12 protein-coding genes and 1 pseudogene are annotated in these 11041 nt (G+C 43.9%); 3 read left to right on the forward strand and 10 right to left on the reverse strand.

Annotated features, from left to right (window positions below; all coding sequences use genetic code 11):
- Positions 1–303, reverse strand: a pseudogene (locus tag CAG60_RS04785) (inosine/guanosine kinase); the annotation flags it as partial.
- A gap of 311 nt (positions 304–614) precedes the next feature.
- On the opposite strand from CAG60_RS04785, the gene mnmA reads away from it, so the two are divergent.
- From mnmA to purB, 3 genes are read left to right on the forward strand one after another with little or no spacing between them, the layout of a single operon-like run.
- Positions 615–1733: a tRNA 2-thiouridine(34) synthase MnmA gene (gene mnmA / locus CAG60_RS04790; RefSeq protein ID WP_154167903.1), complete on the forward strand. Its 1119-nt coding sequence runs from the start codon at positions 615–617 to the stop codon at positions 1731–1733.
- A gap of 20 nt (positions 1734–1753) precedes the next feature.
- Positions 1754–2371, forward strand: coding sequence for a high frequency lysogenization protein HflD (gene hflD, locus CAG60_RS04795; RefSeq protein ID WP_004395062.1), 618 nt, complete (start codon positions 1754–1756; stop codon positions 2369–2371).
- A 56-nt stretch (positions 2372–2427) separates the two neighbouring features.
- Positions 2428–3798, forward strand: a complete 1371-nt coding sequence (gene purB / locus CAG60_RS04800) for an adenylosuccinate lyase (protein ID WP_161438398.1) — start codon at positions 2428–2430, stop codon at positions 3796–3798.
- Positions 3799–3862: 64 nt separating this feature from the next.
- Here the strand turns inward: purB and CAG60_RS04805 are convergent, their stop codons facing one another.
- The 9 genes from CAG60_RS04805 to htpX form a co-directional block, all read right to left on the reverse strand.
- Complete coding sequence (locus tag CAG60_RS04805) at positions 3863–4390, reverse strand: DUF3833 domain-containing protein (RefSeq protein WP_161438399.1); 528 nt, start codon at positions 4388–4390, stop codon at positions 3863–3865.
- Complete coding sequence (locus CAG60_RS04810; RefSeq protein ID WP_237667748.1) at positions 4387–4956, reverse strand: hypothetical protein; 570 nt, start codon at positions 4954–4956, stop codon at positions 4387–4389. The genes CAG60_RS04805 and CAG60_RS04810 overlap by 4 nt, the downstream gene beginning before the upstream one ends.
- Positions 4949–5452 (reverse strand): DUF2878 domain-containing protein, encoded by a 504-nt coding sequence (locus CAG60_RS04815; protein WP_154167899.1) that lies wholly within the window; start codon positions 5450–5452, stop codon positions 4949–4951. The genes CAG60_RS04810 and CAG60_RS04815 overlap by 8 nt, the downstream gene beginning before the upstream one ends.
- Positions 5452–6690, reverse strand: a complete 1239-nt coding sequence (locus CAG60_RS04820; RefSeq protein ID WP_161438400.1) for an SAM-dependent methyltransferase — start codon at positions 6688–6690, stop codon at positions 5452–5454. The genes CAG60_RS04815 and CAG60_RS04820 overlap by 1 nt, the downstream gene beginning before the upstream one ends.
- Positions 6690–7472, reverse strand: a complete 783-nt coding sequence (locus tag CAG60_RS04825; RefSeq protein ID WP_161438401.1) for a DUF1365 domain-containing protein — start codon at positions 7470–7472, stop codon at positions 6690–6692. Before CAG60_RS04825 ends, CAG60_RS04820 begins: the two co-directional genes overlap by 1 nt.
- A complete protein-coding gene (locus CAG60_RS04830) occupies positions 7472–8749 on the reverse strand; it encodes an NAD(P)/FAD-dependent oxidoreductase (RefSeq protein WP_161438402.1) in 1278 nt (425 codons plus the stop codon). The genes CAG60_RS04825 and CAG60_RS04830 overlap by 1 nt, the downstream gene beginning before the upstream one ends.
- A 15-nt stretch (positions 8750–8764) precedes the next feature.
- Positions 8765–9490 carry an SDR family NAD(P)-dependent oxidoreductase gene (locus tag CAG60_RS04835; protein ID WP_161438403.1) on the reverse strand — a complete coding sequence of 242 codons (726 nt, stop codon included), beginning with the start codon at positions 9488–9490 and terminating at the stop codon, positions 8765–8767.
- Positions 9487–9906: a nuclear transport factor 2 family protein gene (locus CAG60_RS04840; RefSeq protein WP_158138566.1), complete on the reverse strand. Its 420-nt coding sequence runs from the start codon at positions 9904–9906 to the stop codon at positions 9487–9489. The genes CAG60_RS04835 and CAG60_RS04840 overlap by 4 nt, the downstream gene beginning before the upstream one ends.
- 191 nt (positions 9907–10097) lie before the next feature.
- Positions 10098–10961, reverse strand: coding sequence for a protease HtpX (htpX, locus tag CAG60_RS04845; protein WP_158143772.1), 864 nt, complete (start codon positions 10959–10961; stop codon positions 10098–10100).
- Between the last annotated feature and the right edge of the window lie 80 nt (positions 10962–11041).

Genomic DNA, 11041 nt, shown 5'->3' on the forward strand with positions numbered 1-11041 from the left:
GTTATGTAGTGTATTACCGATCGTCCCACCAGCATATTCACTACTAATTAATTGATTGCTTTTTAATTCCTGATAAAGCGCTTCTGCCGCCTCGTCATTGATCACTAAAGAGTGGCCTTTACTTAGTCCATAACGCTCAATCAGCTCAGAATCCACTTTCGCTTCAATGTCGACCAAAGTTTGATCAATTCCAATAATGTGTGTACGGGACATTTTTTTATTTTCTTGCGCTTGGATAACCAGTGGATCGCGAGCATGGACAGGAAAATAATGTTTAGATTTACGTTGGCCAGGAAATTTCATAGCGTCAATTCGGCTTGGGAATAAAAAGATGGGCGATTCTAACTCGCTCTCCACTAAAACAGCAACTAACAGAAACGAGGCAAACGTTTTCGTTGTGGTTTTTATTTTTGTCTGTGTTGGCTTATGCACCTTTGCGAATCTTTGCTTCGCACTTTGTCTCAGCGCTCACCTGATGCACCCGCCATCATGACAAAATGGTCGCAAATAGCTCAGATAATCAGCAAGGGAAGTGTGATTGCGGTCGCGGATCTGTCCTCGAAAAATTCTTTCTGTTAGAATCTGAACCCAAGTTAATTAAGTGGTATTACGTTATGTCAGATAACCGCAGTGCAAACAGCCAAAAGAAAGTGATTGTTGGCATGTCAGGTGGCGTGGATTCCTCCGTTTCAGCCTATCTTTTACAACAACAAGGCTATCAAGTCGAAGGCTTGTTTATGAAGAATTGGGAGGAAGATGATAACGAGGAGTACTGTACTGCCGCTGAAGATTTAGCGGATGCTCAAGCGGTCTGTGACAAGCTAGGCATTTATCTGCATACCATTAATTTTGCTGCAGAATATTGGGATAATGTCTTTGAGTATTTCTTAGCTGAGTACAAAGCTGGCAGAACGCCTAATCCGGATATCCTCTGTAATAAAGAAATTAAATTCAAAGCCTTTCTTGAGTTTGCGGATGAAGTCCTCGACGCTGATTATATCGCTATGGGTCATTATGTACGCCGTACTTTCCCAACTCAAGGTGAAAAGCCACAAATGCTGCGTGGTTTAGACAGTAATAAAGACCAAAGTTACTTTTTATACACCCTGAGTCACGAACAAGTAGCAAGAAGTTTATTCCCTGTCGGGGAACTAGAAAAACCTGAAGTTCGTCGTATTGCTGAAGAGCAAGGTCTCATTACCGCCAAGAAGAAAGATTCCACAGGAATCTGTTTTATTGGTGAGCGCAAATTTACCGACTTCTTATCTCGCTATTTACCTGCACAACCGGGTAAAATTGAAACGCCGGAAGGCAAAGTGATTGGTGAACACCAAGGACTGATGTATCACACCCTAGGACAGCGTAAAGGCTTACATATTGGTGGTTTGAAAGACGGCAGTGAGCAACCTTGGTATGTGGCAGAAAAGGATTTACAACGTAATGTTTTGATTGCCGTGCAAGGCGCGGATCATCCGTTGTTAAAATCTCAGGGGTTAATGGCTTCTCAGCTACATTGGGTTTCTCGTCAAGCCATCACCGAGCCAACACGCTGCACGGTCAAAACTCGTTATCGTCAAACGGATATAGCTTGCACTATTATTCCGCTTGATGAACAAAACATCAAAGTGATGTTCGATGAACCACAAATTGCGGTTACCCCAGGACAATCTGCCGTTTTCTATCAAGGCGAAGTCTGCCTCGGTGGTGGGATTATTGAACAGCGCATTTCTTAGTTAACTGTAGGAGTATTTACGTGGCTAACACCAACTACGACCGTACTATCGCCTTTGCTGGAATGTGCCAAGCCGTGGCTTTGGTTCAACAAGTGGCAAAAAACGGTCACTGTGATTCAGACGCGTTTGCAACCTCACTCCAAGCCATCGTCAACCTTAATCCCAATAATACCGTGGATGTTTTCGGTAATGAGGCCAATTTAAAAGTTGGCCTTCAATGTCTAGTGAATGGGATTGATAGCACGCCATCAGGAGGTGAGGTGACTCGTTATCTGATTAGTTTGATGGCTTTAGAACGTAAATTACATACGCGACGCGATGCCATGGCTCAACTTGGCGACCGTTTGCAGATGTTAGAGCGTCAAGTAGAACATTTTGATCTGCTTGATGACACCATGATCAGTAATCTTGCTAGTGTTTATCTTGATGTGATCAGTCCTATTGGTCCTCGCATTCAAGTAACGGGCACTCCAACGGTATTGCAACAAACCGCGAATCAACAAAAAGTACGTGCTTTGCTACTTTCCGGTATCCGCTGCGCTGTGCTTTGGCGTCAAGTCGGTGGTAAACGCCGCCATTTGATTTTTGGTCGTAAAAAGATGATCGAACAAGCTCAGATCTTGTTAGCAAGACTATAACGCTTGGCTTAACTCTTATTCACCTTCATTTTTAACTCACACTCCAGGAGAATAACATGGAACTGTCAGCATTGACTGCTGTTTCACCGGTAGATGGCCGATACGGAAGTAAAACGATTGCGTTGCGCAGTATCTTCAGTGAATATGGTCTCCTCAAGTACCGTACTATCGTTGAAATACGCTGGCTACAGAAGCTGGCTGCCACAGCAGAAATTAAAGAAGTCCCTGCGTTTAGCCAAGCAGCCAATCAATTCCTTGACCAACTTGCTGAAAACTTTAGCGAACAAGATGCGCAACGTATCAAAGATATTGAACGGACCACCAATCACGATGTGAAAGCGGTAGAGTACTTCTTGAAAGAGAAAGTCGCGACAATTCCAGAACTTCACGCCGTTAACGAATTTATCCACTTTGCTTGCACCTCTGAAGACATCAATAATACTTCGCATGCGTTGATGCTTAAAGAAGCGCGTGATACGGTCATTCTTCCGGAGATTCGTCGTATTATTGATGCTATTCGTCAATTAGCTGAAGAGTATCGTGATATTCCCCTCCTTTCTCGCACCCATGGTCAACCAGCATCGCCTTCTACCATGGGCAAAGAGATGGCTAATGTCGCTTATCGCATGGAGCGCCAATATAAGCAAATCGCTAATATTGAAATTTTAGCCAAGATTAACGGTGCCGTCGGTAACTATAATGCGCATCTTTCTGCTTACCCTGAAATTGATTGGCATAAATTCAGTGAAGAATTTGTCTGTGCGTCGTTAGGCGTCAATTGGAACCCTTACACAACACAGATTGAGCCACACGATTATATTGCCGAGCTCTTTGACGCTATTGCCCGTTTTAATACTATCCTCATCGACTTTGATCGTGATATCTGGGGATACATTGCTCTTGGTCACTTTAAGCAAAAAACCGTTGCGGGTGAAATTGGCTCTTCAACCATGCCTCATAAAGTCAACCCCATCGACTTTGAAAACTCGGAAGGTAATTTAGGCTTAGCTAACGCCATCTTTACCCATCTTGCGCAAAAATTGCCGATTTCACGCTGGCAACGCGATCTGACCGATTCCACCGTACTGCGTAATCTTGGAGTCGGTGTGGGTTATGCGATCATTGCTTATTCTTCAACCCTAAAAGGCATCAGCAAACTGGAAGTCAATCGTGACGCTCTATTGGCTGAACTCGATAAAAATTGGGAAGTATTGGCAGAACCCATTCAAACCGTGATGCGCCGCTACGGTATTGATCAACCGTACGAAAAATTAAAAGAGTTAACTCGCGGTAAACGCGTTGACGGCGAAGCCATGCGCCAGTTTATTGATGGCTTAGCACTGCCTGATGCAGAGAAGGCTCGTCTTAAACAGATGACACCAGCGAGCTATATTGGTTATGCGATTGAGCTAACGGATCAACTCTAAGTGGTGAACTGATTAGACTAAAAAGGACTTCACATTGAAGTCCTTTTTTTGTTGATGCGCCCCGTTACTGCTTTTGGAAAAATAGGGTGATTTTACCGACTTCAATACCAAATTTCTTAATTTTGGTGAGGTTAAACATGTGACGATCATCTTGTCGATACATCCAATCATCAAACAACACTTCAATATCACGGCTCTCGGTGCTCAATAAAAATGAGTAACGCCAGTGCAATGCATTACCGACTTCTTTACCTTGAGCTTGACCAATAATATCATCAGCTTCACCACGATATTCACCCTCTCCAGTGCGAGTGATCACCCAAATACGTTGACTCTCCTCACCATCATCGAAAATAAAGTCTTCAACCAGAGTCAGTACATCCCCCTCTACCGAACCTTCGATCAAGACTTCAAAGCGTCGTGTTTGTTTATCGGTATAATCTTGCACCATCCCCCAAGCGTGGGTTGTGCCTGAAAAATAGTTGAACAGATCAAACTTTGGCTCTGCATCCTGATAGTCATTGATCTCTGTTGAACAGCCAACCAACACCAGTGCAACACTTAACCAAAGAGCTTGCCAATACTTTTTCATCCGCGTTTTCCTACCAGTTGATTTCTTAATCTAGGGTAATCACTCCGTGGTGATAACCAAATGGCCAAAAATGCCTCATTCATTTGGGGGTCAATCACCTCGCCACGAACGTGTTTATCTGTTGGTGTTGGAAAATACCACAACTGTCCATGCTGACCGTCCGAGAGATAAACGAGGCGCTGATCTTTTTCTACCGTTGGAAATAGGTGACTTAACTGGGCCATCCATGACTCAATGTTTGCCGCAGAGTAGCCGAGTTTTTGCCACTGCTTTTCGGTGGCCTCCAATAGCTGTTCACGATGAATCGTACGTAGGTAATGGATCTCTAAAGCCAAAGGATGAGTCGCCACCTCTTGACCGGGCTGCTTCTGGTATTGACCATCGGGAGAACGTAGCTGGGAGTGATAAACATCCCAAAATAACCACGATAGCGTAGCCTGTCCAACCACTGGCCAATCACGCCACACCTCCTGCCTTTCTCCTTGTGGTTTATCCGCTTCTGCTCTCAGCGAAATAGACAACATCATGGCGACCAAGAGCGAAATACGAATAACCCATTTATACACGCTGAGCGTTCCTTGCATGACTAAACACCTTTAATAAGCACCATGTGAGCCCTGCCCATTGGACAAATAAAATGCCCATTACGGTCAGAACCGTCCATTGAAAATCCACTGCCGCAAATCGATAACCGGCCCAATAACTGACAGCGCCACCCAAGCCACCTAAAATAATAATCCAACGTGGCGAGTGATGTTGAATCGCAGGGATAAGCAACCGAGCGTACCATGCAAAACCACACCATAAGATAACCAACCAAAATGGAATAGGATGCTCCGTAGGAAAAACAAACAGGCCGATGGCACCATTGATGATATCCAATAGCACTCCCGCTCCGGCCAACAGCATTACTGGGAAAAGTGAGGTTAACTGAGTGTATGCCATACTAAGCCAAGCGATGATGACCAACACTAAAGTCAACCATTGCCAGTCGGTCTGGCCCCAGACAGCAGACCACCAAATAACTTCAAACAGTAATGAAGGCAGCAGTAGTTTGCGCATTAAGCACCTTTCTGGAAGGTCATATGAATCGTACTGATCGTCCGAGCCTGAAAACCACCTTCGCAATAGCACAAATAATAACGCCACATACGAATAAATCGTTCATCGTAGCCTAACCGTTGCACCTCTGGTAACGCCGCTTCAAAACGCAAACGCCAATCGGCTAAGGTATGCGCATAATCTAACCCAATATCAAAAACATTGCGCACCACCAAATTGCTAAACCGAGTTGCCATTTGAGTTAAGGCGGTAATCGAGGGTAAAAAACCACCGGGAAAGATGTATTTTTGAATAAAATCAACATTATTACTGTAATAATCATAACGTTGATCGGTAATCGTGATTGCTTGAATCGCCATTAAGCCTTGTGGCTTCAATAATTGATTACACTGTTGGATATAAGATTTTAAGTAGGCTTTACCAACCGCTTCAATCATCTCAATAGAGACTAATTTATCAAACTGTCCCGTGAGCTGACGGTAATCTTGTTTTAATAAGGTAATTTGATCCGTTAAACCCAGCGACTCAACTAATGCCTGTGTATAGGCAAACTGTTCTTCAGAAATAGTCGTGGTGGTCACTTTACAACCATAAGTTTGTGCCATGTAAATCGCCATCGCTCCCCAGCCTGTCCCGATCTCTAACACATGATCGCTGGCTTGCAATTGCAACTGCTGACACAAACGCTCCATTTTATTCAGTTGTGCTTGCTCTAAACTGTCAGTACTGTTTAGATAAAGTGCGCTAGAGTACAGCATTCTTTTATCTAAAAAGGTTTGGTACAGATCGTTACCAAGATCATAATGCGCTTCGATATTTTGCTTAGCTTGACCAAGGGAATTACGCTTTAACCAGTGCCCCATTTGATTGAGCCAGCGCATCACAATACTACTTTGCGCTTCCAGCTTATCGAGCGCGGCTAAATTTCGCGCCATTAATTCCATCACTGCGGTTAAATCGGGGCTATCCCACCAGCCATCCATGTAGGCTTCTGCGGCGGCGATACTGCCACCTTTGAGTAAACGAGCATAGAAATGAGGATGTTTAACCTCTACTGTCGCGTGGATCTGCCCCTCTTGGGCTGGACCAAACTGTTCAATACCCACTTCATTGAACGATTCTTTGATGGTTAAACAGCCAATTTGCATTAGGTTGAGAGACTTGAATGCCATTGCCCGCGCCCCTTTTTGTAACACAGTTAGCGTCTTGGGCATATCCAAAGAAGAAGAGTGTGACATTAGCGTTTCTCCTTATTATTTTTGTTTACTGACGATGAATCTGGATGAGCATAAAAAGGTGCTCCTTTTATCCATAACTTCAACGCATGCCAATAGATTCCCACCATCACTTTAATTGTCATGATTGGCGTTTTCATTAATAGCTTAAGTAATTGAGCAGACGTAAAAGGCCGCGCTTTTAAGGTCAGCGTCGCATCGAATTCTTTATGCTGACGATGACACTCTAAATGCACCATTAAACCTTGATTGAGCGGCTTTAGCTTCCAAACATACTGCTGATCAATTGGGTTAAATGGTGAAACATGGAAGGCTTTATCATGTTGCCAATGCTGATTATCCACCCCCGCCTCTGCCGGTAACGCATAGTAGTGACGCTCATTCCATGGCGTATTACTGACCTCTGCCAATAAATAACGCCATTCTCCTTGATGGTCATACAAGTAATAAAAATTGACTGGGCTAAAATAGAGACCGAGGTAACGTAAATGGACCACTGCCAATACTTTACCTTCGATACGCTCACCAGTGAGTTCATGAACTTTATCTTGCACCGCAGCTTTCAAATCACCTTGACCAAGATAATCTTGACGACAAAAACGTGCCCAATGCCACCATTTCTCACCCAACCCCCACACGTTTTGCTGAAGCTCAGACCACTGATCGAGGTCAATCGCAGGCATAAAGAGTGGGTAAGTCAAATCATGCGCCACTGGCGATAAACGCCGATGACGCACATGTCCAACCATTAAGGCACTGCTTACCGCGTTATCTTGACTGTGCATTACGCAGCCCCTTGCTGAGCTGTATTGGTCTGCGCGCTAAGGCGGGTTACAACATCTAATGCACTTTTAACACCATCTTCATGAAAACCGTTATGCCAGTAGGCACCACAGAACCAGGTGTGATTAACCCCACTGATCTCTGCTTTGCGTTGCTGGGCAGCTATCGCGGCACGGTTAAATACCGGATGATGATACGTAAATTTACGCAGCACTTTATTGGGATTAATACTTTCGCTGCTGTTTAAGGTGACACAGAACGTTTCTGAGCTATCAATATGCTGCAATATATTCATATTGTAAGTTAAAGCCGGCAAACGGGTCTCTTGATCCACGTCCCCTGCCAAGCGATAGTTCCACGATGCCCAAGCCGCTTTTCGCTTTGGTAATAAGCTGGTATCCGTGTGTAAAATCACTTCATTGGCTTGATAACCCATGGCGCCGAGTAATTCATGCTCAAGATGATTAGCATCCGATAACAAAGCTAACGCTTGATCGCTATGACAAGCAAAAATCACCTCATCAAAGTGTTCAATTTTGCCATGCACTTGCAGTTCAATACCTTGTCCGCTCCGTCGCAACCACTCAACAGGAGCATTGAGACGAATCTTATCGCGAAATCCTTGGGTTAACGGTTCAATATACGCTCGAGAGCCCCCTTCAATCACATACCACTGAGGACGATGAGTAATATCTAATAAGCCATGATTGAGGAAAAAACGCAGAAAAAACGTCAAAGGAAAAGCACGCATATCAGCCAATGAAGAAGACCATATCGCCGCTCCCATCGGTAAAATATAATTCTCACAAAAATAATCAGAGAATTGATGATGATGCAAAAATTCTCCGAGAGTTTGAACACTATGCTCTGCATCAGCCGCCGCGGCTTTAGCGAGTTGATTGAAACGTAATATTTCGCGGATAAAACGATAAAAACTTGGCTTAAACCAATTACGCTTCTGAGCAAACAACGTCGTGATGGTATGGCCATTATACTCAAGGCCATTGGCATCATTACGTACACTAAAACTCATTTGTGTTGCGACGCCACGTACGCCAATCTCATTCATCATTTTGATAAAGTTTGGATACGTGCGATCGTTGTACACGATAAACCCCGTATCAATCGCATAAGACTGGCCGTTCAGTTCAACATCTACTGTGGCGGTATGCCCACCAATATAATCATTCGCTTCAAAAATCGTTACATCATGCTGTTGATGCAAGTAATGCCCACAAGTGAGCCCTGATATACCACTTCCAATAATGGCAATTTTCATTGTTATGTTGTCCTTCTATGCGCCAACTAATCGTTTGACAATAGCGTGCTGCCAGCGGTAAGGCAGTGCCGCAATTAAACGAATGATCCAAGTAAATACCGCAGGAAAATATATGCTCTGCTTACCTTTGGCCAGTCCTTGCCTGATCGCCAAAGAGGCTTGCTCGACGGTAATGATCATCGGCATAGGAAAGGTATTTTTATCGGTCAAAGGTGTAGTGACAAAACCCGGGAAGATGGTCGTAACCTCTACCCCCTTGGCTTGCCAATCTAATCGTAACGTTCGAGCCAAGTAGTTGACCGCCGCTTTTGAAGCACCATAAGCTTCCGCTCTTGGCAGGGGAAGCTCACTGGCGATAGAGCCAACAAAAGCCACTCGATGTCCCTGAGTTAGATAAGGTTGAATGCCCTCAATGCAGTGCGCAATACCCAGTACATTAACCTCAAAAACGCGGCCTAATAATGCAGAGTCCATGACGCCATCATCAATGTATTCACAACTTCCGGCATTGAGAATCCAAAGGGTTGGAACCACCGTCAAAGAAGATAAAGCGTTGAGTGTGGCATAACGATCAGTGACATCGGCAATCAGAATTTCAATCGTGGGATACTCTGCTTGTAATGTTTGCAATGCCGTCAAATTACGCCCACAAGCAATCACCGACCAACCTTGTTGAGCATAATCTTTAGCAAGCTGCAAACCTATGCCTGAACTGGCTCCGGTGATCAAGACACCATTCATTGGCCTAACCTCCGTTTCACCGCGCGAACTAAGCTACCCAGCAGCGGTAATTGCTCGTAGAGCATTTCACCTAAATCAAAATAATCTCGATGATAAATGACTTTATCGTCTTGAAACTTAATCTGGCTCATACCCTGAACATCAATCACTCGACCACTGGCAAGCTTAGGATGCTGTAAGTGCATCGTCCAGACGAGAAAAGCCGTTTGTTCAATTTGATGTTGTTCATGAATAGTAAATTCACATCGCTGCACATTTTGATAAAGGTTAACAAAGTACTGATGTAAGCTTTCTAGACCTTCAATACGGTGTGCAGCGTCAGCGAAAACCACGTGTTGATGGTAAATTTCAGGCAAACGATGCAAAGTATGCTTGCTGAGCTGACAGTAGAATTGACCAACCGTTTGAACATCCATGTGGAACCTCGTAGTTATACAAAATAATTTTTCGTACAATATAATGATAAGATAGTGCATTTTATAAAGTTGTACAAAAAAAAATTTGTACAACTTTATAAAAATGAGATACGACATGAAGAGATAAAACGATCAATCGATAAAAAAGAAAAACCAGCCCGAAGGCTGGTTAATGAATGATAAATAATGGATTATGAGTTACGTAATGCGGCAATACGTTTATCTAACGGTGGATGGCTCATCAATAGCTCCATAACCGTACGCTTACCGTTAATACCAAACGCCATCATCGAACCCTCTAACTGCGACTCGTGACTCATTTTCAAACGCTCTAAAGCGGCAATCATTTTGTGTTTACCCACTAGTTGAGCAGCGCCTGCATCCGCATGAAATTCACGATGGCGGCTATACCACATAGTGATAAAGCTCGCTAAGAAACCAAACACCAATTCCAAAGCCATAGAGACACCAAAGTAAACCATCATATTGCTACCTTGCCCTTCATCTGAGTTGCGAGAAGAAACAATATTAGCGATAAAACGCGATAGGAATATCACGAAGGTATTCACCACGCCTTGCATCAATGTCATGGTTACCATGTCACCATTAGCAATATGGCTTACCTCATGGGCTAATACCGCTTCTGCTTCATCACGAGTCATGTTGTGCAATAGGCCGGTCGATACAGCGACTAACGAGTCGTTACGCTTGGCACCTGTAGCAAATGCGTTCATATCAGGAGCATCATAAATCGCCACGGTCGGCATACCAATACCCGCTTGCTGCGCTTGACGCTCGACGGTTTGCAGTAACCAATGTTCCATCTCATTGCGTGGCGTTTCAATGACTCTGCCTCCTACCGAGCGCAGAGCCATACTTTTTGACATAAGAAGTGAAATAAATGAACCACCAAAACCAAATACCGCTGCCAAAACTAACAAGCCAGACAAACTACCATGCTGAATGCCTGTTGTTGCATAAACGATATTCAGAACAACACTGAGCACCAGCACAACGGCTAGGTTGGTTGCTAAGAATAAAAATACTCGCTTCATTACTTCTCTCCAAATAGGATGTTTTGATTAATTGTACCGATGATATATCAGTCAACTTTTACTTTTATATAGAGATAGTG

Source organism: Vibrio sp. V33_P6A3T137 (assembly GCF_009904835.1).
GTDB classification, from domain to species: Bacteria; Pseudomonadota; Gammaproteobacteria; order Enterobacterales; family Vibrionaceae; genus Vibrio; species Vibrio metschnikovii.

Bases quoted from the DNA above. Each gene is read 5' to 3' on its own strand.
- htpX (WP_158143772.1), bottom strand. From the start codon at position 10,961: ATGAAGCGAGTATTTTTATTCTTAGCAACCAACCTAGCCGTTGTGCTG.
- CAG60_RS04840 (WP_158138566.1), bottom strand. From the start codon at position 9,906: ATGGATGTTCAAACGGTTGGTCAATTCTACTGTCAGCTCAGCAAGCAT.
- CAG60_RS04825 (WP_161438401.1), bottom strand. From the start codon at position 7,472: ATGCACAGTCAAGATAACGCGGTAAGCAGTGCCTTAATGGTTGGACAT.
- CAG60_RS04815 (WP_154167899.1), bottom strand. From the start codon at position 5,452: ATGCGCAAACTACTGCTGCCTTCATTACTGTTTGAAGTTATTTGGTGG.
- mnmA (WP_154167903.1), top strand. From the start codon at position 615: ATGTCAGATAACCGCAGTGCAAACAGCCAAAAGAAAGTGATTGTTGGC.
- CAG60_RS04820 (WP_161438400.1), bottom strand. From the start codon at position 6,690: ATGTCACACTCTTCTTCTTTGGATATGCCCAAGACGCTAACTGTGTTA.
- CAG60_RS04835 (WP_161438403.1), bottom strand. From the start codon at position 9,490: ATGAATGGTGTCTTGATCACCGGAGCCAGTTCAGGCATAGGTTTGCAG.
- CAG60_RS04805 (WP_161438399.1), bottom strand. From the start codon at position 4,390: ATGAAAAAGTATTGGCAAGCTCTTTGGTTAAGTGTTGCACTGGTGTTG.
- CAG60_RS04830 (WP_161438402.1), bottom strand. From the start codon at position 8,749: ATGAAAATTGCCATTATTGGAAGTGGTATATCAGGGCTCACTTGTGGG.
- purB (WP_161438398.1), top strand. From the start codon at position 2,428: ATGGAACTGTCAGCATTGACTGCTGTTTCACCGGTAGATGGCCGATAC.